The organism is Ruegeria sp. CG1 (assembly GCF_056537265.1).
The window spans coordinates 1-23,450 of record NZ_JBQFRF010000015.1 but is presented as its reverse complement, the minus strand read 5'-3'; the positions used below and the strand labels follow the sequence as shown (position 1 = coordinate 23,450).

26 protein-coding genes and 1 tRNA gene are annotated in these 23,450 nt (G+C 51.4%); 21 read left to right on the top strand and 6 right to left on the bottom strand.

Annotated elements, in window-relative coordinates:
* Nucleotides 1–200 precede the first annotated feature (200 nt).
* Both ACR0AU_RS21455 and ACR0AU_RS21450 read right to left on the bottom strand, forming a co-directional pair.
* Nucleotides 201–971, bottom strand: coding sequence for a hypothetical protein (locus ACR0AU_RS21455; protein WP_170781831.1), 771 nt, complete (start codon nucleotides 969–971; stop codon nucleotides 201–203).
* A gap of 74 nt (nucleotides 972–1,045) precedes the next feature.
* Complete coding sequence (locus ACR0AU_RS21450; protein WP_480796276.1) at nucleotides 1,046–1,561, bottom strand: DUF805 domain-containing protein; 516 nt, start codon at nucleotides 1,559–1,561, stop codon at nucleotides 1,046–1,048.
* Nucleotides 1,562–2,121: 560 nt separating this feature from the next.
* On the opposite strand from ACR0AU_RS21450, the gene ACR0AU_RS21445 reads away from it, so the two are divergent.
* The 7 genes from ACR0AU_RS21445 (at nucleotide 2,122) to ACR0AU_RS21415 (ending at nucleotide 7,478) form a co-directional block, all read left to right on the top strand.
* Nucleotides 2,122–2,421 carry a hypothetical protein gene (locus tag ACR0AU_RS21445; RefSeq protein ID WP_170781833.1) on the top strand — a complete coding sequence of 100 codons (300 nt, stop codon included), beginning with the start codon at nucleotides 2,122–2,124 and terminating at the stop codon, nucleotides 2,419–2,421.
* A 300-nt stretch (nucleotides 2,422–2,721) separates the two neighbouring features.
* Nucleotides 2,722–3,084, top strand: a complete 363-nt coding sequence (locus ACR0AU_RS21440) for a hypothetical protein (protein WP_170781834.1) — start codon at nucleotides 2,722–2,724, stop codon at nucleotides 3,082–3,084.
* Between the two features lie 55 nt (nucleotides 3,085–3,139).
* On the top strand, nucleotides 3,140–3,754 hold the full coding sequence (locus tag ACR0AU_RS21435; RefSeq protein ID WP_170781835.1) for a hypothetical protein: 615 nt from the start codon (nucleotides 3,140–3,142) through the stop codon (nucleotides 3,752–3,754).
* A gap of 52 nt (nucleotides 3,755–3,806) precedes the next feature.
* Entirely contained in the window at nucleotides 3,807–4,112 is a 306-nt protein-coding gene (locus tag ACR0AU_RS21430; protein WP_082643644.1) for a hypothetical protein, read from the top strand.
* Nucleotides 4,113–4,155: 43 nt separating this feature from the next.
* On the top strand, nucleotides 4,156–4,329 hold the full coding sequence (locus ACR0AU_RS21425) for a hypothetical protein (protein ID WP_165590775.1): 174 nt from the start codon (nucleotides 4,156–4,158) through the stop codon (nucleotides 4,327–4,329).
* A 784-nt stretch (nucleotides 4,330–5,113) separates the two neighbouring features.
* Nucleotides 5,114–6,547, top strand: coding sequence for a hypothetical protein (locus tag ACR0AU_RS21420; RefSeq protein WP_058282221.1), 1,434 nt, complete (start codon nucleotides 5,114–5,116; stop codon nucleotides 6,545–6,547).
* Nucleotides 6,537–7,478 carry a metallophosphoesterase gene (locus ACR0AU_RS21415; protein ID WP_170781836.1) on the top strand — a complete coding sequence of 314 codons (942 nt, stop codon included), beginning with the start codon at nucleotides 6,537–6,539 and terminating at the stop codon, nucleotides 7,476–7,478. Before ACR0AU_RS21420 ends, ACR0AU_RS21415 begins: the two co-directional genes overlap by 11 nt.
* On the opposite strand, the gene ACR0AU_RS21410 is transcribed toward ACR0AU_RS21415, so the two are convergent.
* Entirely contained in the window at nucleotides 7,479–8,237 is a 759-nt protein-coding gene (locus tag ACR0AU_RS21410) for a hypothetical protein (protein ID WP_170781837.1), read from the bottom strand.
* A gap of 169 nt (nucleotides 8,238–8,406) precedes the next feature.
* On the opposite strand from ACR0AU_RS21410, the gene ACR0AU_RS21405 reads away from it, so the two are divergent.
* Nucleotides 8,407–9,336 carry an SdiA-regulated domain-containing protein gene (locus ACR0AU_RS21405; RefSeq protein ID WP_170781838.1) on the top strand — a complete coding sequence of 310 codons (930 nt, stop codon included), beginning with the start codon at nucleotides 8,407–8,409 and terminating at the stop codon, nucleotides 9,334–9,336.
* A gap of 88 nt (nucleotides 9,337–9,424) precedes the next feature.
* Here ACR0AU_RS21405 and ACR0AU_RS21400 read toward each other — a convergent pair whose 3' ends face one another.
* Nucleotides 9,425–11,797, bottom strand: coding sequence for an autotransporter family protein (locus ACR0AU_RS21400; protein WP_480796275.1), 2,373 nt, complete (start codon nucleotides 11,795–11,797; stop codon nucleotides 9,425–9,427).
* Nucleotides 11,798–12,499: 702 nt separating this feature from the next.
* Nucleotides 12,500–12,697 (bottom strand): DUF3955 domain-containing protein, encoded by a 198-nt coding sequence (locus ACR0AU_RS21395; protein WP_170657922.1) that lies wholly within the window; start codon nucleotides 12,695–12,697, stop codon nucleotides 12,500–12,502.
* An 84-nt stretch (nucleotides 12,698–12,781) separates the two neighbouring features.
* On the opposite strand from ACR0AU_RS21395, the gene ACR0AU_RS21390 reads away from it, so the two are divergent.
* Together ACR0AU_RS21390 and ACR0AU_RS21385 are read left to right on the top strand one after the other, a co-directional pair.
* On the top strand, nucleotides 12,782–13,597 hold the full coding sequence (locus tag ACR0AU_RS21390) for a 2-keto-4-pentenoate hydratase (protein ID WP_480796274.1): 816 nt from the start codon (nucleotides 12,782–12,784) through the stop codon (nucleotides 13,595–13,597).
* A 60-nt stretch (nucleotides 13,598–13,657) separates the two neighbouring features.
* Nucleotides 13,658–15,178 carry a DUF2779 domain-containing protein gene (locus ACR0AU_RS21385; protein ID WP_480796273.1) on the top strand — a complete coding sequence of 507 codons (1,521 nt, stop codon included), beginning with the start codon at nucleotides 13,658–13,660 and terminating at the stop codon, nucleotides 15,176–15,178.
* Between the two features lie 85 nt (nucleotides 15,179–15,263).
* Here the strand turns inward: ACR0AU_RS21385 and ACR0AU_RS21380 are convergent, their stop codons facing one another.
* Nucleotides 15,264–16,238, bottom strand: a complete 975-nt coding sequence (locus ACR0AU_RS21380; protein ID WP_480796272.1) for an adenylate/guanylate cyclase domain-containing protein — start codon at nucleotides 16,236–16,238, stop codon at nucleotides 15,264–15,266.
* Between the two features lie 465 nt (nucleotides 16,239–16,703).
* Between ACR0AU_RS21380 and ACR0AU_RS21375 the strand changes: the two genes are divergently transcribed.
* The 11 genes from ACR0AU_RS21375 to ACR0AU_RS21325 all read left to right on the top strand — a co-directional run bounded on the left by ACR0AU_RS21375 (nucleotide 16,704) and on the right by ACR0AU_RS21325 (nucleotide 23,272).
* Nucleotides 16,704–16,797: transfer RNA gene (locus ACR0AU_RS21375), tRNA-OTHER, on the top strand.
* A 19-nt stretch (nucleotides 16,798–16,816) separates the two neighbouring features.
* Complete coding sequence (locus ACR0AU_RS21370) at nucleotides 16,817–17,323, top strand: hypothetical protein (protein WP_480504111.1); 507 nt, start codon at nucleotides 16,817–16,819, stop codon at nucleotides 17,321–17,323.
* On the top strand, nucleotides 17,323–17,502 hold the full coding sequence (locus ACR0AU_RS21365) for a hypothetical protein (RefSeq protein WP_170782244.1): 180 nt from the start codon (nucleotides 17,323–17,325) through the stop codon (nucleotides 17,500–17,502). The genes ACR0AU_RS21370 and ACR0AU_RS21365 overlap by 1 nt, the downstream gene beginning before the upstream one ends.
* Before the next feature lie 3 nt (nucleotides 17,503–17,505).
* Nucleotides 17,506–18,564 carry a hypothetical protein gene (locus tag ACR0AU_RS21360; RefSeq protein WP_170782243.1) on the top strand — a complete coding sequence of 353 codons (1,059 nt, stop codon included), beginning with the start codon at nucleotides 17,506–17,508 and terminating at the stop codon, nucleotides 18,562–18,564.
* Nucleotides 18,557–18,721 (top strand): hypothetical protein, encoded by a 165-nt coding sequence (locus ACR0AU_RS21355; protein ID WP_170428341.1) that lies wholly within the window; start codon nucleotides 18,557–18,559, stop codon nucleotides 18,719–18,721. The genes ACR0AU_RS21360 and ACR0AU_RS21355 overlap by 8 nt, the downstream gene beginning before the upstream one ends.
* Nucleotides 18,714–18,869, top strand: coding sequence for a hypothetical protein (locus ACR0AU_RS21350; RefSeq protein ID WP_170408639.1), 156 nt, complete (start codon nucleotides 18,714–18,716; stop codon nucleotides 18,867–18,869). Before ACR0AU_RS21355 ends, ACR0AU_RS21350 begins: the two co-directional genes overlap by 8 nt.
* Complete coding sequence (locus ACR0AU_RS21345) at nucleotides 18,866–19,177, top strand: hypothetical protein (protein ID WP_170603678.1); 312 nt, start codon at nucleotides 18,866–18,868, stop codon at nucleotides 19,175–19,177. Before ACR0AU_RS21350 ends, ACR0AU_RS21345 begins: the two co-directional genes overlap by 4 nt.
* Before the next feature lie 195 nt (nucleotides 19,178–19,372).
* Complete coding sequence (locus ACR0AU_RS21340; RefSeq protein ID WP_480796271.1) at nucleotides 19,373–19,969, top strand: hypothetical protein; 597 nt, start codon at nucleotides 19,373–19,375, stop codon at nucleotides 19,967–19,969.
* 365 nt (nucleotides 19,970–20,334) lie between these two features.
* Nucleotides 20,335–21,897 (top strand): arylsulfatase, encoded by a 1,563-nt coding sequence (locus ACR0AU_RS21335; protein ID WP_170782225.1) that lies wholly within the window; start codon nucleotides 20,335–20,337, stop codon nucleotides 21,895–21,897.
* 63 nt (nucleotides 21,898–21,960) lie between these two features.
* Nucleotides 21,961–22,398: a DUF4345 domain-containing protein gene (locus tag ACR0AU_RS21330; protein ID WP_480721035.1), complete on the top strand. Its 438-nt coding sequence runs from the start codon at nucleotides 21,961–21,963 to the stop codon at nucleotides 22,396–22,398.
* Nucleotides 22,358–23,272, top strand: a complete 915-nt coding sequence (locus ACR0AU_RS21325) for a DUF302 domain-containing protein (RefSeq protein WP_480796270.1) — start codon at nucleotides 22,358–22,360, stop codon at nucleotides 23,270–23,272. The genes ACR0AU_RS21330 and ACR0AU_RS21325 overlap by 41 nt, the downstream gene beginning before the upstream one ends.
* The last annotated feature ends 178 nt before the right edge of the window (nucleotides 23,273–23,450 follow it).

The following is a 23,450-nucleotide window of genomic DNA, read 5'->3' as shown; positions in this document are numbered from 1 at the left end:
AACGGCAAATGCATAAGGGATGGATGGTCGATTTCGCGCAGATGTCGTGGCCATAATCTGGAGCTATCACGCATTTGCATTTTCGTCTTTAGAGATTCTACGTATGACTGCTTTAGTCTGCAAAGCGGTCATTGATGCGCTGCGTAGCGAACGACCGTTTCAAGTAGCTTGCCAATTGGGAAGCCGGTTGGAAGGCAGCATCAATTGCACTGATCATATCTGTAGTCCCCGTATTCCAGCCAGTTTACCGAGCCTTCGCTAAAAATCAGAAACTCGGACCTGTCTTCCCCAAGCAGGGCAACGACAAATCCGGCCGGCGGCTCAGAGTTTCCGAAGTAACTGTAGGCGGTCATGGCTCTGATTGACTCACCGTTGACTGTCACTCGCGCGTCCCACTCTCCCTCCGGGTTGTCCAAAATTACGGGTTCGATGACTCGCTCTACCGCTCCGCCACCACAATAGACGATGCCTTCAGGGGGTTCGTAGGAGGCCCCCTGGCTAGCACCTGAATCGCAGGCGGAACGAAGGGACCGAATTGCCGCGCTGGAACCCTTCAAGTCAAAGTTTCCATAGCTGACATCTTGATCAATCATGGACAGATTAACCGATGCATTGGCCGCAAGCTGGTCCAGTACAAAACCATAGTCCTCTTGACTATTGAAACTGACCTCGACGGGATAGTTGTCGACGATCTGCACGGCAGCGTTTTCTGCGCCAACCTGAAATGCCCCAACTTCGGTGGTGCCGTTCTTTAAAAATCGAATGGAGAGCCCCTGCTTTTCCACAATGTCCTGGCTGTCCTCATATCCAGCCGGAGCGAAGCGGATACGGTTACACTGAAGTTCCAGGGTCATGTTGCCGGTCTGAATAAATGCATTGGGATTAGGCCCGGAACTGAACGACCACTCCGCTGATGCTGTGGTCGCCATAGCCATCAGTAGCATTCCAATGGAAATCGTTTTGAAACTCATTTTCTCTCTCCATGGTGTTGTAGTTCGCACTGTCATTCAGCCAGAGATTCCGGCCCGTTACCTGGGCAACAAAGTTAGGAAACAGGTGCGCCGTATTCGTTTGCGCCTTCTTGGGAAGGTCGCGTCAGCCACCAGATCATCAGGATGGACAGAACCAATTGAAGAATTGAGACAACAACAATGCCGGTCACGCCCAGGACTGCCGCGGGTCCTCGCAATGCATCGGGGTTTTCGGTCCCTTGCTCCAATACCGAAAAGAACGCTACCCCACCCAGCATAACAAAGAGCGTGGTAATGCTGAGCGCCATCGGCAGCAGCAAGTACCAGCCAGGTCGTCCTGTATCGTGCAGCCTCCGCCAACCGGCGGCCAGCATAGGTATGAGAACGGCCAGTTGGAAAACAGAGGACAAAACCCGTGATCCCTGCCCCGTTTCAGGGCTGGTCCCGAATAGGATCGTATCCAGCACAGCTAAAGCCGCACTCACGAGAACCACAAACAAGAAGAACCACCAGTATTCTGAGCGTATAGCCCGACCGGAAAACTGGAAGTATTTCGAGAAACACGTTTTAACGGCTTCACCAAATCCCATTTTTCAATCCCTTCATTGTTTCTGTGCGGCCTCAAATCGCTTCGCCACTCAGGGGAACACACTCGCAGCTCCCACTTACTTTTTTGTTTGAACGCAGAGGCCTATCGTACGAGAGCGTAGAGAAATTTACGCGCAGAAAAAACATTGATTTATGAGAAATTAGATTCAAACATGCGAATTCGACACAACTTTATTTTACCTCCGTTGTTGTCGTTGCTGCTCGCTGTGCCGAGCCCTTCCGACTGCTGGAGTGAGTGCTGGCGGTCGGAAGGCACTTTACAATGATTGAGCGCTGGGAGGACGCGATGCTCAGACTTAACGTGCTCGCCCTCTTTTCAGAGTTTGCTCTAGCATTTGCTAGTGACGTCATTCGGCCTTCACACGTTATTGTCGGCCCCGATAGTCAACGAAATATCGTCCCGCCGACCAAGCCCCCCGCGGCAAGTTTTGGGTAAGATGGTCACAGGATCGAGGTATGTTCTATTGGCTGCACAGACGCGAGAGCTTCAAACAAGCGCATCCAATTTCACTAATTTCAAGGGAACCAGAGGGAGAAGAAAATGTCTAACAAGATGGTGATGATTGCTGGCGCAACTTGCTTCGCAATGCTTGCGGCCTGTGACGATACGAGTACATCAAGCGCGTCCGCCGAGCTCACACCGGCTCAGCAAGCATGTTTGCGTGATGTAGCCAACACGACAAACAATTCGCAAGTCGTGGTGCTCTCATCCGCGTTTAGCGAGGCGGGAACACAGGTCACTGTAGGCGTTGGCGAGGATCGTGCTCCTTGGAATTGCATTGCTTACAGTGATGGCGCGACAGCTGGTATCGAGTTCCTGGGCGACGAAGGCGCATTGTGACCTGTCTGCTGCGTAGCTGAAAACGGCTGCGCAGCACTGGCTTGATTTGCTGAGGCTCGACTTGGTTTGTAGAACCACCATCATCGTATTCGCGGTCCTGTACCTGTTGGCGTTGGTTGCATTCTTGACGGGCACATTTGGCTGGTTGGGACAGGAACGAGACCCTTTGTCCGGAGTGTTCCTGCTGCCGTTGGGACTACCTTGGATACTTGTGGCGGACTTATTTTCGGATTCCGCCAAGCCGTGGTTCGCGGCGATTGCTCCAGCGCTCAACCTGTTAGCGCTGGTTTTGATTTGCAGATGGGCAAGCAGATTGCGCCAGTAGTGGTGGCTGAACTCTTTCTCACCAAAAGGGAGGAAAACATGGGAAAAGTAATCTTGGGAATTGTGATCGGGCTCGTCCTCGGCGTGGTTGGGGCGATGACCTTGGGTGGCGGGGCCGCGGTGGGTGTCGGCGTTGCGACAGGCTTGTCCGCCGGTGTCTGCACCACATTGAAAGGAGCACAAGCTGAGAACCTTATCACCGCCGAGCAAGCGGATCAAATCCTCAATCGCGTAAATTCCGAGATGGCATCTCTGCAAGGAATTGAAACGACGGACGAGATCGTCGGCAGCGCGCAGGCATGCGATGAATTTCTGTCAAAGTTACGAGACGCGAAGTGAGGTTCCGCTTTGTACGGAACAAAACTCTAAGGATCAGCCAGCAAGGGACCATCTGATGAAATTCGCTGTACTCAAATTCCTCGCACCGATGTTCGCAATCGCAGGCACGGCTTCTTTTGCAATGTCTGAAGCAGACGACGCGTGTATCGATCATTTGCGACAGGTTGGAGGACCAGACGGTCAATCAGGTACGATTGAAAGCTCAGAGTTCTCAGAAGCGGGCACGCTCGTCATGCTACGAGACGCAGGCGGAACACTTTGGCGCTGCATCGCGTACAAGGATGGTAGCATCGGCGAGATGTCGGTTGTCGAAGCGATGGATGATGGCGGTGGAGCCATGGCAGGCGCCGCCGGGTCTACTGGTAGCCAACGTGTCAAATTCGATGCTGGTTCCACCGGCGCCGAACTCGTTGGTGAACTCGCGCCCGGAGCGTCACAGCAATATGTTCTCGGGGCAAAAAACGAACAGTTTCTTTACGTCCGCGTTGCTCCGCGAAATGGCTCCTTAGACTACGTTATTCGTAACCCCGATGGTTCTGAACTGTTGGGATTAATGTCGGCGGACAAGGAGTATCGAGGGCAGCTTTGGCAATCTGGTGATCATGTTGTGGAGGTTATCAATCGCAGCAACTCTTCCGTCGACTACAACGTAATTTTCGGAATTGAATAGGTGATCAATCAGAAACCCTGGAACGCAAGTCCAAATAGCGAAGGAAAAACAGATGAAACCCAAGGTCCTATTGGTGATCGGCACAGCGTGTATTACTGCGCTTGCAGCATGCGACGACAGTGGTGGATCAGTGGATGCAAGTGCACCAACTGTGGGCAGCTCTAGCGATCTTTCGTCATTTGAAGGGGCAAAAGCGGGCCAAGCTGAAATGGGCATCCAGAGTCTCGGATTTGAACTCGTCCGCAGCGAAGGGCTGACCTCGTACTGGTTTAACAAGGATACTGTTGCTTGTGCTCGGATCACGACGTCTGAGGGAAGGTACTCAGATGTAACTATGCTGCCATCAGGTGACTGCTGACACATTTTTCATCAATCAAATATCTGCAATAGGGAGCTTTAGTTTGCATTTCGACTTGGCACATGCGGCGGTTACCATCGTCGCTCTAATTGTAACAAACCTGGCATTGAAATCGGCCGGCGTGATAAACGAAGAAAACAAACACCAATTGAACTGGAAAGTTTTTCTGGCCTACTTCGTGGTCGTCTTTATCATCAATCTGGTGTGGCCGATTTAAAGCTTCACGTCGGAAAGTCTATCGCGCACTTGATAAGGCTGCTGAGATTGAGCCGCTCCAATAGATTTCCAAGTGGGAAGAGTGTGAGCATAACAGGCTGAAAAATAGAAAGGAGCTGGCATGCGGTTTTTGACGTCCCTCATATTCATTGGTGTTCTCGCAACCGCTGCGAATTCTGACGTAACCAGTCGAAATGGCGGTCCAAGCAACAGTCAAATGCTCTCAAAAGGTAGCGACGGAGGCGTTGACGGCGTTGCTTTCTTTCGCCCAGTCTTAAGCGGAGTATTGTATCGCTCTGGTTTCAAAGGTGGCGATAAGGATCGAACGGGCCTGAGTGAAGGTCAACGCGAAACTCTGTGCGGTGAAGGGTTTTCAACCGGGTTTTATGCCGACTTTGGCAAAAACACTGAATACGGTCGCACCAGTTGTGGAAACGGATCCTTTGACTATCAGAGCGCCAGATCCTCCCGTCCCAGTGCCGTCATGGCGTCCATACATGAGGTGATTGAAAACCCTAGAAAGGGTCCTGTTCTGGTGCACTGCATGTGGGGCGTTCATTCCTCGGGAGCATTGTCGGCAATGGCGCTCGTTCAGTTTTGCGGTTGGACGGAAGAAAGGGCCAAGGACTATTGGAATGAGGCCCGTAACGGTGCCCCATGTTCAGGCGGGTGTGACCAGTGGATTGACTCAAAGTTCTCCAAATTCAGTGTCGACCCCAATTTGACGATCTCTACCGAACAACAGGCAGCGATTTGCCCCAAATGATATCGGGAGGAGTATCCAAATGAGGTTCAATCTTCTGGGGTCACTGGCTTTCATTGCACCCACTGCCTTGTGGGCGAGCGACGATGTCCTCGGTGAAGCCACAACATTTGAGAGTCCCAACGGCGTTACGGAACGCTGCATTCGGATCGAAAAAGTTCCAACGGGCGCGTATCAAAAAAGCGATCTTGAGGAAGAGACAGCCTATTGCGAGATCGATTTCTATGCCTCCGAAATTGCTATTTGCCCGAAAACCTGGAGCACCAGCCCAGGAATGGCCGTCTACGATATTTCGGAAGGACCCTACACGGGGAACCGTTCTGAGTTCGAGAGAAACGCTTGCAAAGAGGGGAAGGCGGCGAAAGATCTGGCCAAGGACAGGGTGGCCAAATTCAAATCCACCATGAACCAAAAGGGCACCAGTGGAACCTTTTCCACCTCGTCGCTGCTTTACTATCATTTCTCCAGATATTTCGACACGACTGTAAAAATTCCAGTCGCCGTTTGGCGTAGCATGGACACCCAGGCGCATTTTTCCGAGGTCGCCGAGCCTGGCCTTGCGATTTCTGGTGGCTCTCATGGCGGACGCATGAACCATGAAGGCTGGCGGGTCTTCGCAGCTGCGGATGCTGACCCAGCCTCATACCAGCCAACCGACGATTTATTCACTTCGGATCGAACGCAAATATACGGTGTACTGCTCGATAGTCCTGGGCATAGATACGGCTCGGAAATCAACGGCACACGCAAATCTGGATGGGGGAAAGGTCAGAACCGCGATTTTCAGGAAACCCCCGCTTTCTTAGCTTTGCGTTCTTCGAAACCCATGCCAGAGGCCATTGCAGAGGGCGTTAAAGAAGGCCGTAAAGACCGGATGATCAACAAGGATCTCGGTCCCGATGTCAGTGACCAACAGATGACCTTTTGGATGCAAGAGCTTACCGAGATTGTTCTCCTTGATTTTATCTTTAGCCAGCAGGACCGCGTGGGAAACATAGACTTCACACCCTATTGGTATTGGGTCGAAGACGGAAAACTGAAGCATAAGAAAGCCAAGCACCATGAACCAAACGATGGAGACGTTCCCGCCGACGCGTTATTGATCCGTCGCAGCAATCTAAACGACAACGATGCTGGTGGGCGTGTCGAGTATGCCAACTTCGCGAAATCTACTCAAATGCTGGAGAAAATTCGCCACTTCTCTCCAAGCACATATCGACGCCTGGTTGCATTGAATAGTGACCTTCAAACCCAAGGCCCGATCCATGACTGGCTATCGCAAAGCTTTGGTTTGTCAGACAGTCAGATTGCACAAGTTGTCAAAAATACTGCGCTGGCAACGTCCATCCTCCAGAGCAATTGTTCAAATGGCGATTTGATGTTCGACTTGGATCCTGTCGCATTCTTTTTGAGAAACGACACCGAGGTAGGGGCCTTGGACTGTAATGACCCGTAGGTGTTCTGCTCTTATTGCGGTGTTCATTTGGACCGCTCTGCTCGCCTGCAAAGCGGCGGCATTGGATGTTATCGTCATATCGGATCTGAACGGAAGCTATGGTTCGGTAAGATACGATGCCCGCGTCGACAAAGCGATTAAGCGGATAGTCGAGATTGATCCAGATCTGGTTATTTCGACCGGAGATATGGTTGCGGGACAGCGCATTCCCAACTTGTCCGACAAACAGGTCAGGGATATGTGGAAGGCGTTTCACGAGGCCGTATCAGATCCTTTAGAGGCTGCCGGCATTCCATTTGCGGTCACGCCAGGAAACCATGATGCCTCTGCGTACCGTGGGTTCGAGCGTGAAAGAAAAATATACGCAGAGGAATGGATACCACGAAAACCAGACGTCGACTTCCTGGTTTCGGATGACTACCCGTTCTTCTACGCGTTTGAGATGCAGGGCGTAACGTTTGCATCTTTGGATGCTACGACCTTAGGGCCGCTATCCGGTGATCAACAGGACCGACTTGTGGAACTGGGTGCAAATGGAAATCCGGTTGTCACTTTCAGTCACCTCCCACTTTGGCCCTTCGCGATCCAGCGCGAACACGAAATCATCGGTGACCCAACACTTGAAAAAATCTATTTGGAAAGCGGTGTCGTTCTGCATCTGTCAGGCCACCATCATGCCTTCTACCCAGGCTGGAAAGACGGTGTGGCTTATGTTTCCCAAGCTTGTTTGGGAGGTGGCCCGCGACGGCTTATTGGTGACAATGTCAAATCACCTCACAGCTTCACTCATGTTACGTTCCAACCAAGTGGAGAGTTTGGGATAGCAGTATATCGAGGGCCTGATTTCGAAAGGTCAGTAAACTTCAAATCGCTCCCGAAAGAGATCAGATCCCCGAATGCGGTGCTGAAACGCTTAGACCTTGTGAAATGACTAGAGGTTGAGTTTCAGCTCAACTTTATCAGGGACCAGATCGTTTATCATCTCTTCGATCCGAGCTTCCGACAATCCACCCGAGGTAATGAAAAGCAATGAAACGCGAGATTTGCCGGGAACGTGGTGTCTTCTGACCAGCTTCCAGCCAGCGTCTGCGGCCATGGCTTCAATGGCTCCGCTGACTTTCAATGAGTGCTCTTCGTCTGAAGCCTTGAGCGAAATTTCCACGCCCTTGTTTCGCCCACCGAGCCAAATGAAACACCAACATACAACCGCCACCAATGTGGCCATCAAGGGCAAGCCCAGCCCTACCGCCAGCCCAAGCACGGTCACTATAATCATTTCCACCGTGTCGACCGGGTCATCCATATTTGATCGGAACCTCAACAGGGCTCCTATTCCAAAGATCACGAACCCGATCATTGATCCGTGCTGGACTACCAAGAATCCAACCGCCATGCCGACAAGCGCGTATAGGAAGAACAGCCTGGGCATCATGATATCACTGACACTTCTGCGGGCTCTCCGCCTCACAGGGTGATAAACGATTAGTCCAGTCAATATGACAGTTACGATGACGTCGAGAGTAAAAAAATACAGTTCCTGTTTGCCCCGAAACTGTATCCAACGTCGTTCGATAAGTATTTCCGACTCTGAAGTACCGGCCAGCATCGTAGCGGGGTCGATTTGTGTTACCGCAGCGCCTGGCAACAGCACCATCAATAGCGCGGCCATGAGTGGGAAAGTCTTGTTCAACTTAACTTCCTTCCTGCTTGCTCTGGCAGATTGCGTTCCGCCATCTTGTCCAATTCAATCGCAACAGGCGCGATCAGGTAAAGAGATTACCGTGCATTCTTCGGACATCGCATTCGGACTGTGATACGAACGCTGATACAGGGAAGTGGTTCATGCGCGAGAATATCCAATGTCAGAACACAAGCTGCTTCGGTCGAAAATTGGGTTTTCACGGTGCTTCCCCAAGCTTGCGAAATTGGCTTCCTTTGCAAGCGCCGCTGTCGCATTTTTGGCTTGGATCGAGTTCGCCCATGCCGACAACCCCGGTTTGACACTCATCGACTCCTTCAAGGTGGCGGATAAATCGGAAGGCTTCTCAGAGCCTTCAGGATTGTCTCTGTCCAACGCCGAAGGCTTCTTATGGTCAGTAAGCGACGCTGAACCTAAACTGCACCTACTTGGAATCGACGGGGCATTAGGAAACTCATTCAAGCTGCCTTCATTGGCGGGATCAGATCTGGAGGGCGTCGCATCACGAAAAGATGGGTCTGTTTTAGTACTTCAGGAAACTGATCGATCAATTCTAGTCGTTCACCCGACTGACCCCATTCAACTAACTACAATCCCTCTCACATCTCTTAAAGGTTACTCGGCCGCCGCTGCATTACTCGTCGGCAACCCTTTGAACAAGGGACCCGAAGGCATCGCCGTTGACCCGGAATCCGGGCGGGTCTTCGTTGGGATTGAGGGACAACCAAGGTTGTTAATGGTGTTATCGCCAGAGCTAGACGAAATTATTGAGATCATTCCTTTAGCCCGCGATGCAGGTTTTATCTCCGAGCGTGTAGATGATGATGAACTGGATTTGAGCGGCCTAGCATGGTCCCCGTCCTCACGTTCTCTTTGGATTGTGAGTGACAAAGGCCGTCAAATCTTCGTCTACGATCCAGAGTCCAAGTCCATAAAGTCTATCAGTTTGACGTTCACAGAAGATGGCAAACAAAAGGAAGTTAAACATCCCGAAGGGATCGCTCTCGATGAGACCAGAGGGCTTCTCTATATACTGACAGACGACGCCAAGAAATCGCGGCTTTATGTTTTTAATATCCCCAAATTTTGATCGCTAGAGAATGACGCTCACATTGCCACGATAGCTTCCGCAAGTTGTTGCAGCTAACTTACCACTCCTCTTCGTTGCTCCACCCTAATCAGAACCGAACACTTAAGTTTGCACCGAGGCCATGCTCTTGGCCGTTGGAACGAACTGAGTAACCATACCCTGCCGTTAGTCTTGCCAGATCAGAAATCTGATAGCCCAGTCCAAGCCCAAGAACGAAACCATTGGCGCCTCGGTTTTGTCCGACTTGCGTGAATGTCCCAAATATCGGGCTCGTTACAGTGATTTCGTGCTCACTATCCTTGTTGGCAAAAAAATCATACTCGTAACGAGCAAAGGCGATTGGGGTTAGCACACCATTCTCTGTCAAGAAATCCCGCTGGTAGTCAACTCCAATGGAAGCGACCAGCGATTCTGCATCCGCTTTTTCAATCGAGTAATTGAAATCACCACCGCCAGTCTCTGTGCCTGAACCTTGTTGGATACGCCCGTAGTTCAATCCGAAAACCGTAGAAACCCTTGCACCGCTCTCCAGGTTAAACAACTTCCGTGCCTGGATACCGGCGTGGATTCCCTCTTGGTCCAAATCCGATTTAGCCTCGCCCCCCGTAAAGCCATCAACAGAAGGGTTGTTCCGCTTGGCATCAGTTTCACCGAACATGTAACCGATCAGTCCGGAGAACTCCCAAGTTCCTGTTGTTGTACGCCCATACACGCCCACATGATAGCTGTCGGTCGAAAAGTCCTGATCGACTTGATCGTGTTCATCCATGGAGGATGTCCCAAAACCTGCATACACGCCGACCACACCTCTATTGGTGCTTGCGACATCAGCTCCAACCAAAATGGTGCCCAGCGAATAATCGAATGTCCCAAGGCCATTGCTTCCTTCAACGTCGCCGCTCACATAGGCCGTGTCGATCCACCAGCGCCGTTCAGAGCAGTCTATTGCGCCGCTCGGGCTCTGGGCCGAGTCGATTTCGCCTGTTGCAATGGGTTGATCCTCATTGCTGAAGCCGACCGCTTGATACTTGCGGCAGTCAGCGTGGCTCAGCACAGTGTTGGTTATCAGGTCAAGTTGCTCCAGCCCAACTGTCAAATTGGAGGAATAGGGTTCTGCGTGCACACGATTAAACCCAGCCAAACCTGAATTGGTAAGCGTGTTAACTGCATTGCCCAAGGTTGTGCCGTTGGTCAGAATGGTTCCAGGTGACTTGATTGCAGTGTTGGCCACCGCACCAGCGAGACTGCTTGCATTGGGTGATCCTACAACTGCTGGATGCTGCGGTAAGCTCGAGACAGGGAGGGTCGAAAACGCAATATCAATTCTACCATCCACAGTTGGTGTATTTGAGATACTCAGACTGGAAAGAGCGGGCAGAGAACCTCCGGCAACAAGAGCTGGGGAGTTTCCATCAAAACTCGAAGCTTGAAAAACCGTGTAGTCGTTGCCAGCAGCATAGTCCTGCGCAGTCAGGCCGGGACGAACGGCTTCGACTTGTATGGTGGCGTTGTTGATACCAGTGACTGCGTCTGTTGACGAAACCAGATCCGCATTTTGTGCCGCTGCGGGGTCGACTTCCGACAAAATCGTCGACCCTGCATCGAAGGAAATTGCACTATTAATATTCAACGTCCCAATCGAGGAGCCTGGTGAAAGAACAGCGCCATTTCTCACGTTGAAATTGAATGCGTTCACGGTGCCGTTGCCGGCCAGAGTACCAAAGTTATCAAAATCGACCGTGGTTAAGCTGCTGGACGCGTCAAGCCGAAGTGTTGAACCAGCACCGATCACCATATTGCTGGTGGCCGTCATTGAACTGTTGGTCAGTGTAAAATCAGACGCTTGAGCAATTCTTGTCTGAATGTTGATCACACCAAACGCGATTTCCGTCGCGTTTGTTACTGTCAAGTTATCGTAAGTTAACGGCGTGTCTGATTGGAAATACACCTCGGTAGGGTCAACGTCTCCACCATTGGCGGGTGCGAATGTCATCGACCTTCCCGAACCAATCGAAGTGCCTATAATATTCACCCGTAGCTTGCCGTTGATTTGCGTCGTCAGGGCCTCCCGTGAAACAAAGTCGCCGCTCCCAGCCGCGACATCGACGTTCAACAAAGTCAGTACCGATGCTCTGTCTGGATTTTGACTCTGCCCCGGGACATACAGCTCAATTTCCCCAGAAGGCGTTATGGTGGAATTACCAATCAGAAGCGCCGTGATGGGCCCGTTTGGAATTGGCAGGCAGGATTTAACAGTAGAGGATATCGTCTGCCCGCTAAGAATGGTCTCTGTTCCAGCAGTGTATTCTTGACGCGGAGCACCAACTTCAACGCAAGATTGCGAACTTTGGGCCTGGGCATCGCCGGACAGTAAGAAATACGCCAAGATTAAGAATGAGATATTCGCCAGAGTGATGCGCTGAGCAATTCGACTTAGTGGGAACGGCCTATTGTTTGTCACCAACTTTCTCCTCTCGCGGTACAAGCGAAGCTACCTCAACTTAGGACTTGAAAAACAAAGTTTATCTTTTTGGATTTTTTGTTGTGGCATTTGAGCAAGCTCACAACACGGGAAGGTCTGCGCAATGCAGACCTGCTCGTGCATTTACTGCGAGGCAAGACAAGCCGGGTTTTACATTCCGACCAAATCCACCTTTGCGTAGAAGCAATCGCAAAAGGTCAAGCCTTGAAACGATTTTCCCGAGCTTGATGGGCGCTGAACAGCGCCATTGAGTATAGGCATGGATCATTGGGTTTCGGAGTCGAAAGCTAAGATCAATGCAGATGCTCACCGCTCCGCCGATACGCACCTTTTCAAGCTAGTAGGCCAAAACTTCTGGACCGAGATTGATCTTATCGAGAGCGCGTCCCTTATTCAGAAACTCGACGAAACCAATTTGAAGTTTGAGTTTCAGAGCTTGCCAATTTTCGACAAGATCTGAAAGCTGGTTGACTGACATCAAGAGAATGAAACAATAAACTGAGAAATGACACGGAGTACGAAGATACTGTTGGCGCTCACCGTATTGACGGTCGGGTTATGCATGTTCCTAGCGGGAGGTGCGGTCGAACGTTACCAATTTGAGGAGGCCTGCCTAGACTTGGGCGGAGGTCGCCATCCTGGAGATTACCCGATTTGCGTTTTGGAACAGACGGACGCGTCTCAGTCACGCCGCGATTGGAACAAAGAAGCTACGAGCACAACGATGCCAATTGCTGCGAGAATGAAAGTCAGCGGCAAAAAGAAGCTTTCTTGCAGAACGCCGTTTGGATCGACACCGCCATAAAACAGGTGCTCTGAAAGCCCACTTAGTGCTGCAAGGAAAAGGATGACGATACCAAAAAGGCGAAGTTTGGTCATGTCAGGTCTCCTAGGGAATGGGCCAATAGTTAGCATCGTTTTTCATACCTGTGAATTGAGGAGCCTAGTTCTTCAATACCTTGATTGCATCGCAATCCAGCCGTAGGCGCGTATAATGCGAATATGACAAGAGATATTGAAGCTAACGCTAAGACAATCGCTGATGCCCTGACCTCTGCCCAGCAGATACCTAAACTGTCTTCAGAGGCAGGACAGCTATCGCTGGATGACGCATATTCGATTGCTAGTCGTGTCCGCGAGATTTTGGGCAAAGAAAGAGTTGGCAGAAAAGTCGGCTTCACGAACCGCACGATTTGGCCTGTTTATGGTGTGGATCAACCCATTTGGGGAGAGGTCCACTCAGATGGGCTGTTTTCGACTGATCAGCCGGTAAACTTGGCAAGGTATTCAGAACCGAGAATCGAGCCAGAAATCGTACTTGGCCTCGGCGATGCGCCGACGGCTGAAATGAACAATGAACAGTTGGCAGGTTGCGTGGAGTGGGTCGCTCCGGGATTTGAAATTGTTCAATCGATTTATCCCAAATGGAAATTCTCAGTCGAAGATTCAATCGCAGCACAAGGACTGCACGGCTGCCTTGTTCTTGGCGACAAAATCGCGGCGACGCATGATGTTTTGATCGGCTTGGCCGAAGTGCCACTAGCGTTGTTCAAGGGCACCGAGGCTATCGAGGCCGGCAAGGGTGAAAACGCGCTTGGAGGCCCAATCAAAGTCCTGGCTCATCTTGTGTCTCTGCTTTCCAAAGACGACCAGCTTCAAGGAGGCGAGCTAGTCACAACTGGCACATTGACGGACGCATGGCCAGTTTCGCCGGGCGAACAATGGTCAGCTGGTTTTGGTGGCGTGATGGACACCGAGCTATCCGTACGATTTACATGAGGCTTTGGTAGAGTGGTGACGCCGACTGCACCAAAGAAAAGCTGCTCTCAATAGCTGACCATGATGGTCTTCCACTGGTTTCATCAATTCTGGGATGCAAGTTACACGATGCTATCCAAATCAGATTACATGATGTTTCTCAGGCACCCTGCCTGGCTATGGATCAAAAAACACGCCGGGCATCTGTTGCCGCCAATTGACCCCTCATTGCAAGCACGCTTTGACGAGGGGCACGCGTTTGAACCTTATGCAGAGGAGCTTTTTGGTGATCTCATAAAACTCGGCTTTTCAGATTTTTCAGAATACCAGGCTCTGCCCGCGCGCACTCTGGATGCTTGGAGAGATGGTGCGAACGCCGTGGCACAGGGACGCTATGAAGATGGAACCATAACTTGCATCTCCGACATCGTGAGTCGCAGTAGCGATGGGTACGTTTTGACAGAGATCAAGAGCGGGACATCTGCAAAGCCCGAACACACTTTTGATCTCGCATTCCAGCGTGTCGTGCTTGAGGCAGCCGGGTTCCCCATTTCGCGCTGCGAAGTGGCACATGTGAACCGTGATTACTTCAGAAATGGCGAAATCAATCCGCAAGAGCTTGTCAGCATCACTGACATCACGGATGCGGTGACTGAGCAGCTCGAAAAAACACGCACTAGGATTGATCAGGCATTGAGCGTCGTTGCCAGTGGTACGATGCCTGATCCATCCCCCGAACGAGCGCGCCTTAAATCCTACGGTGAATGGCTGGACATTCGCGAAAAGCTCGACCCTCCAATCGTGCAAGACAGCATTCACCGCCTTCCGTTCATGAACGCGGAAAAAGCCTCGGAACTCATCGCAAATGGGATCACAAAGATTGACGAGATCACTGATCCATCTGTGTTGGGCAAGTCGACACAACGCTACTTGAGAGCAGTGGCGAACGGTGCACGCACAATCGATCATCAGGAGTTGAGCAGGTTTCTGAGCGAGATTGTCTATCCGGTCTATTATTTTGACTACGAAACGTCTCAGAGTTTGGTGCCACCCTGGGACGGAACGCGTCCCTATCAGCAAGTGGCTTTCCAGTATTCCTTGCATATCCAGCATGAGCCTGGCGGAGAAATTGAGCACAGGGAGTATCTCCACCGAGACGCCAGTAACCCGATGCCAGCCTTACTGGAAAGGCTACGTGAGGACATGGGAGACGTTGGCTCTGTAGTGGTTTGGTATGCGCCGTTCGAGAAATCGCGCAATGCGGAAATGGCGGAAACTTATCCAGAGCATGCAGAGTTCCTGGAAGGCCTAAACGCACGGGTTGTAGATCTGATGAAGCCGTTTGCGGATGAAGTGATCAACGATCCCACGTTCAAGGGAAGCGCCTCTATCAAGGCTGTTCTTCCAGCGTTTTTGCCAGAACTTTCATACGATGATCTGGACATCAAAGAGGGGGCGAGCGCGTCTCGCCTTTGGAAGGACGTAACACTGACCGAACCGGATGATCCATCGCGCGAGAAGGTCTATTCTGATCTCGTTGCGTATTGTACGCGCGACACTTGGGCAATGGTCGCCATTCATCGGGAATTGCTGGCGATGTGAGCTGTGGTGCGAACCTCAAAACAACTTGCGGTGCTGCTCCCCAAGGAGACTAGGCGATTTACCGGAGTTACGGCCCCCCCAACACTTAATCTTGCCAATCCAACCGATACAAGACGTGGTGACCGCGTAGACCTTTCAGGAGTCTGGGTTCTATTTCAGAAAAAGAAAAATCAGTTCGTCCTCCGACCATGGCGCGAGTCGCATCTGAAACGAGTATCTCGCCTTCCGCACCAACGGTCGTTATGCGTGACGCTTTGTTGACCACAGTACCGAAAAAATCTCCACGAGATTGCACGACATCACCGGTGTGAATCCCAATCCGAACACCGAAAGATGGCTCCCCGGTTGCCGATGCAATGGCCTTCTGAATCTTGATAGCGGCCGTTAGCGCTTCTTTCGCAGACGGAAAGACTGACAACGTTCCATCTCCAAGGGATTTAACGAACTGGCCATTATGCTTTTCAATGATCGCCGATAAGACTTGGAAGTGGTTTTCGATCAGCACCGACCAACGCTGATCACCCAACGCTTCCGCTAAAGTTGTACTGCCCTCCACATCAGTGAAAAGTACCGAAGCTAAACCTTCGGTTTGGATCAGCTCGGGTCCCTCTTCACGCGCAGCATCGACCAGTTTTTGGATGGCCGGCTGTTCTTTACCCACGAGCTCAATATTTGGCGTTGGCACTGAAGCGTGGCGATTAATGATCTTCCAAGCCGCTCCCTCCAAGACAAAAATTAGGACAGTGCGATAAAAGACGGCTTCATCAAAGCCGACAAACTGAATCTTATGGACGAAGGACGACCATCCCGTTTCTCCGTTTTCAAAGGCTTCCGCCTCAACTTCTTCGAAAACGACGGGAGCCGGGATCTCCGCGAAAAAGCTGCTAACCCCACCGCGAACTGCTCGCCCGCTCCAAAACTCACCTTCGCCAGTTCCAACGAACCTTAGTTCATCTGCTTTCGACAGAAAATTCTGCAACTCATCAGTATTCTTCTTGGTTCTGAGTATTTCATACCAACGCCTCGAAACCGCCAGTAATTCAGGTGAGGAACGTATCATCACAAATGACTCGAGACGCTAAATGGAATGAGGCTTACAAGGTCTTGCAACCGGGATCTCCATTTTTCGAAAGATACAGGTCAATGCTGCCGCTGAGGTTTGGTCAGATCAAGACTTTTGTATTTTTCCAGAACAGAGCGCATCAGACGCAGATCAAAAGACGCGCGTCGGTTCAGAGCGAACTATCGACGGAGTTTCTGAGTTCGCGTCCGGATCATAGGGGATCGAATCGTTTCGCTGTCTGAGAGCTACTCGACGCTGTACTGACCCGTAAAATAGGATGCTTCATTCTTTTTGGCACACGCTAAGCTAGAAGGTTCCCGGAACTACGCGGTGAATTTCGAAGTGCAGCACACTCCGTCTTGACATGGTCATACGAACTGGTTCAGCTTCGTTTCATGACGAACAAACGCATCCACTGCCATCGAATATCGGCCTGAGGTCGATAACCCACGCGAAATCCGTGGGAGGCAGCATTGGTATGCGGGCGAGGCTTATATCCTTGTAATTGCTCCAGATTAGAGTGCACGAGTCGGTTCGATTCCGACGCCTCCTACCATCCTCAGGAGGTGTCCGACATGGCGGACGAAGTTACGAACGCAATTGATTTCGACGACATCAAGCAATCGGTCGAGGAGAGCCTCGGACGCACACCCGAAGGCTGGTCCGGCTTGACCACAAAGCTCTTCACAGAGGTTAAGGAATACTGCGATCTGAAGGGTGCCACCTACCCCTTTGTCCTCCAGATCAAGGAGAAGCTGGGACAGCTCCGCATCTACCACAGGTGTGATGATCGACACATCCAGTCGATGATCACCACCACGATTGCACGAGCAAATCGTACCTGTGAGCGATGCTCAAACGCTGCTGAGACCCAACTTCTGAACGGCTGGTACACGACCCTGTGTTGTTGGTGCGCGCATGATGTCGCGAGCAAGCGCCACCCTGAAAGGAAGAGGTTCTTTGGCGTTCGGAAAAATCCTGTTCGGGATCAAATGACCTGCTCAGTTTGTGGCTATTTCGGTCAGATCGACCGAACGGATGACCGTAATCGGTGCCCCGCGTGCGTGAAGAAGGACTGGTGATGACCGCCGAACAACAAGTGATCTTCAATAAAATTATCGAAGGCGACGATGATGAGGACTACGCCCGGAAGCTCATGAATACGGGCTCGCTGGCCACCGGTCATGTCCCGCCGATTGCCCTTTGCCAAGTCTCGAGAGGGGTCTTCCATCTCAACAAGACCAAGTTCTGGAGAATGTGACTGATGGATGATTTCGAAAAGAGCTGGAAGGAATTCCGGGAAAAGGTTCGAGGTGTGATCGAGGACCATGGAGCTCCAGATGATCTCCGCTCATTTGACGCCTGGTACGCCGAAGAGATGCGTATGGTGATGGCGCACAACTACCCAGCTCCGCACGTCTCTGACGTCACATGGTCGACCGAGGGTCTGCATGTCGAGTGTGATGGCCGTGAAGTGGTCGACCGTATGATGACTGCTATAGCGGAAGTTTCACACGATCTCAAAGAGGCGCGGGCCCGGAGGTCAGTGATGAGCAGTGTTGTCGACTGGAATGATATTCATGGAAGCGTCTTCAAGCAGCTTGGTGAGTATCGTGCCGGGTGGGCGGAGCAGCTTACGCTTGCACTTAAGAAAGTGAAGAGGTTGATCGACGAGCAGCCCGACCTGTTTGGTGATGAACGCCCGTCCATCGTTCAGATCAAACAGAAATGGGGAGGCTTGCGCGTCTATGAGGGCCCGGGCTGCAACCAGGCTACGAGTGAAGAGATCCAGTGGCGTGTCGATCAGATTGAGCATACCTGTGAAGGTTGTTCTAATTCTGCCCAACGCCAGAGCATCCTTGGGTTTGTGACGACGCTTTGTAGCTGGTGCTACAATGATGCTCTGCGCCGGCGATTTGAGGGCGCCGAAGAATCCTGGCCCGACAGCCTGAGGCTGGACATTGTGGAAAACTATCCAGACCTCGTTTCCCCGGATTGCGCATCTCTTGTTCCTGCGGTCGGAAAGGGCTGGCTCGTAGTGATTTCGCAAGCACTCCACAAGCTTTCCTTCAGTCAGGAGTTCAGGGCACTGGACCCCGGAACTATTCAGATCTCGAATATTAAGAAAGGCCAGGATGGCAAGATTTCCATCGGTTTCAGTCGATACCACGATCTCATTCAGGAGTACGCTGACTGGATGAAGTTTCGATGCGGCGTGACGTGTGAAGAGTGTGGCCACGTTGGTGACATCGTTCGGACAGCCGACAGGTCTCAAGTGCTCTGTTCTCACTGTTATTATACTCGGGAGAAGTCTGATGGGTGATGACGACGACGTTGAGCTGGATGAACAAACCTTGCGTTTGCTTAGGCTTCGGGAGGCTGAAATTGCGGCTGGTCGAGCAAAACTAACCAAGCCGATTACCTCGGATGAGATCCGGTCGCGAAAGGTGCCTGATCCGCAGGGTAAACCAGATGAGTGACGAGACTACAGAAGAGGAAATCCCAATTTTCGTGATCTGTGAGACTTTGGTGAACGGCAAACTTCGAGAGATTGAAGGAAAAGAGATCACTGTAAAACCAAACAAGATCTTAGTCTTGACGATCAGTGTCGAGGATGTTGAGCGATGACAGATGATTTTTCAGAAGACGAGATCTTCGGGCGCCCGTTACAGGATGTTCCTCTGGATGACTTGATCGCAGAGTTGCAAGCTCGTCGCAAAGAGGGTCCGGAGGTCTGGCTTGCATTGCGCAAAATGATTTTCGAGCAAATCGCCGATTTTGCACAGCGTCCGGCCGATGCGCCCAAATGGCGGGATGAATGGGTCAAAGAGAACACCTGGGATCTAGTGACTGACGACGATGATGTCGAGATCACTGATGGTAGCGGCAACGTGTTCGACGACCTCGGGATCGAAGACCCAAGGAAGAAGACTTAGTGATGGGGGCGGAGCATATCAGCTTGATCTTATCCGCCGTGATCATTGTCGCGTTGGCGATCTACGTCAGACACATCGTCCAAACTGCCGGAAAAGATCGCGAAGTCGACCCAGAGCGAGTTCGAAGGATCATGCGAGACCTGGACTACAGCTACCTGGACCGAGTGATGAACTGGCGAAGGAAGGGGTAGCGGGATGTTGAAGGTGGTTGTCTATGTCGGCGAAAACGAGGTCGCTCGAGCCATTGCTGAGAACGCTTCAGATCTGGCTGACGTGTCTGATTACAATATCCGCATGAATGAGAGGGCATCTGAACAGCTCGGTGTTGAAGAACGAGGCCTTGGCGGTAGAATCGAAGACCACCCACGAAATCAAACTGTTTGGTCGCTTGTTCGCAAGATCGCAGACCTTTGGCTTGCAGGGACTGGTGCTGGTGAAAAAAGCGCTCAGGCAAAGCTGCTGTCGTTGATCCGTGAGTCCATTCGCGAACCAGACGAGTGGATAGAAAAGGAATCGAACCAGAATGACGATTGGAATGCTGTGATCAAGCAGATGTCTGATGACGAGCCGTATTCCCTAGGCTTCTACGCTGACAAATTTGAGTCGTGGACAGCGGGCGAGATTGAAACTCTTCGATGTGATGTGGTTGAATCAGCCACAGAGGAAGAACTAATGGCCGAGGTCGAACGCCGGCGAAGAGCTGGTCTACTGCCCAAGGAGGCCTCGAATGATGGCTTCTCAGATATGGTTGATGATCTCTGGGGCAAGCTCGATACAGACCCAGACCGCTAGTACAGCTTACCTGCCGCCATTAACCAAAATTTGACATAAGAAGTCTGTGGCGACTGTAGTTGTAGTAGTGCGTGCTTCTTCTAAGCGCCTCTCCTGCTAGGAACCAAAGCGCCCCGGATAAGCATTTCCCCAGCACTGCTCTGCGGAACTATGTACCACCAGTCTCTACGATGAGCATGGTTGACCGCAACCAGCCCAAACCGGACATTCAACCCAGGACTTTGCAATTCCGGCTTGGCGGGCTTTTTGGTCGAAGAAATTTCTTGCACCAAGGTGCTGAGCCCAAAAAGTTAACAAATCAGACCGTTCCTCTAAGCCGATGTTTTTCCTATGGTTGGTAAGAAGTACCAAGTCGGGAGGTCTTAATGAACAAGCTTATCTCAGTAACGGGTGCCGTCTGCTTTGCTTTCACTGGAGCTTGGGCCGACGAACATACCCCGCCCAACATTCTTGTCATCATGGCAGATGACGTGGGTTGGGCGAGCGTCGGCGTTTACCACGGAGGTGTCAAAAGCATCGAGACGCCGAACTTGGATCGCCTCTCCTCTGAGGGTGCTCGTCTCACAGATTATTATGCCGAGCCAAGTTGTACTGCCGGTCGATCAGCTTTCATGACCGGACAATTGCCAATACGGACTGGTATGCACACGGTTGGACTGCCGGGAGATCCGATAGGTTTAAACCCAGATGACCCAACGCTTCCGATGTTCCTGAAAAAGTTGGGGTATACGACGGGGCAGTTCGGAAAAAACCACCTAGGCGATCTCAATGAGTTCCTACCGACTACAAAAGGTTTCGACGAGTATTGGGGCTGGCTGTATCACTTGAATGCTATGGAATATACGTCTGATCCGGATTGGCCAGACGACCCAGAATTCAACGCGCAATTTGCGCCTCGCAACATCATTCATTCATTTGCAACAGAGGAAGTAGACGAAACAGTCGACCCGCGATTTGGAAAAGTCGGGAAGCAGCGCATTATTGATGACGGGCCTGCGCCTCCTGAGCGCCAAAAGACTTTGGATGACGAAGTGACATCTTACACGAAGGACTTCATTTCTCGTGCAGTAGAGTCGGACACTCCGTTTTTTGTCTGGATGGCTCCAGCCCGTGCACACGTCTGGACCCACCTCAGCCCCGAATACGAAGCTATGTTGGGCAATGGGCGCGGACTTCAGGATGTTGTCATGAAGGAGTTGGACAACAACGTTGGTAACGTTCTCAGCCACCTTGAGGATCTAGGAGTTGCCGATAATACCATAGTGATGTTCACCGCCGACAATGGCCCGGAAACACTGACGTGGCCTGATGGTGGTACGACACCGTTTCATGGGGAAAAGGGTACTACCTGGGAAGGTGGCTTTAGAGTTCCTGCGATTATTCGCTGGCCGGGCAAAATTCCTGAAGGTCAAGTCTTGAACGGCATCTTCAGCGGAATGGACTGGATGCCAACATTTGTAGCAGCGGCTGGAGGTCCGACAGATCTAAGAGAAAAGCTCCTAGAGGGATATGAAGGCTATAAAGTGCATCTCGATGGCTACAACCAACTATCTTACCTGACAGGTGAGGATAAAGAGAGCAATCGCCGCGAGCTGATCTACTATCAGGGTACGGACCTCCAAGCAGTACGCTACAACGATTGGAAAGCGCACTTTGTCGTTCAAAACCATGGCTGGTCAGGCCCGAAGGAAGAGTTGGTCGCCCCCTTGCTTTTCAACCTTCGCCGCGATCCTTATGAGAAAGCTGCGGATGAAAGCGGGATGTACGTCCGCTGGATGGGCGAGAAAATGTGGGCATTCGGTCCAGCCGCCCGTCTAGTGCAGGCACATCTCGCTACCTTCGAGGAGTTCCCTCCGCGCGGGAAGCCGGTCGCCAATCAAGACCATGTTGAGGAACAAACATCAACCGAAGGCGGCATCTCTCAGTAGAAGAAGCGAGGCATTCAATACGCTTTTCTGACAGTGGCGAGGGCATCCGGCTCGGATCATCGGATGCCCCAAAAACCGATTGGTAATTATGCAAAAAAGCAAAACCTCTACCAAAAGGAGGCCTCCATGAGTGCTAGATTAGTCCTTTTGCTTGCTGCCGTTGGTCTCGTGCCAATTGCGTTATCGTATGGTCTGATGCCAGGCAGTTCGATCCCAGTTTTGCTGGGCTTCCCGGTAGAAGGAACGAATCAGACGCATGTCTTCCGAGCGATTATGGGTCTTTATCTGGCAAACGCTTTGTTTTGGTTGGCAGCCGCTTCAAAACCAGAATTACAACGCCCCGCGCTGTGGGTTCTTTTTTTGTTTATGTCAGGACTGGCCGTTGGACGCATACTAAGCATCCTTATCGATGGAGTTCCGAACGGGATACTTCTCTTTTATCTTGCAGCCGAGATAGCTTTTGCAGCTCTGGCGGCGGTTTCTCTTAAAAAAGTACGGTGAAATAGGAAGTAGTAAAATGGTGAGGTTTGGCTTTGTTTTCTCGATGATTGCAACTCTGTCAGTTTCGACATCCGCTTTTGCACAATCTTCATCTGGCCAGACTGCGGTGGACGAAAACTTCTTAGGGATTGAGACTGCCGTTGCCGAAGCGGGAGCTACTCCAATCGCATCGATAGATCATTCGCGTCTGGCCAAAGCCGAAGGCGTAGAAATGCCAGCGTCTCGTGTACTCATTTTCTCTGATCCGGAGATAAACACACCTGTACTGGAAGAGAACGTACGAGCAGGTCTGGACCTTCCGTTTCGCGTTCTTTCATTCGATCAGGATGGTCGCCCGCAGATCGTCTACACAGACTCTCAGTTTATCAAAGTTCGGCATGATCTGAACAACACCCAGGCGTTGAATTCGTTTCAGAGCAAGTTGCTCGAAGTTCTTAAGGACTTAGATGCAGCACCAGCGCCGACCAACGGATTGAATACTAACTATGGCATCATCGAACTGCGATCTCAGCTCAGCGTACCAGAGGCAGTCGAACGTCTCAGGACAGCCGTGATGGGGCAGGACGATACTGTCTGGTTTGGAGAAATCGATTTTGCGACCGAAGCTTCCCAACTAGGGGTGGCGCTACCGGATACGGTTCTCTTGCTGTTCGGCGGACCAGCACCCGGTGGCGTGGCAATGGCGGGCTTTCCAGCAATTGGTTTGGATGCCTTTTGCCAAAAACTACTGGTTTATGCGAATGAAGAGGGCGGCTCCGTGGTCATTTTCAATGACATCGCTGCCTTGGCGGAGTTGCACTACGGTTCTTCAGCCGAACCTCATCACGGATTGAACAAACGGCTGACCGAGACATTTCGCAAGGCAATTGAGTAGCCGCTGTTAGGAAAACGCAAAAAACCTTTGCAGATTTGCCATCTTTTCGTCGTCCGCTTTGGGTTGATTTCAGCGGTTTTCAACACATGTGAATCGGCATGCAAAATTGACCCACTTAGGTGGGTTATGAGCGAATAAAATTGACCCACCTGTTTTCGTTAAGATCCGCACAAAAGTG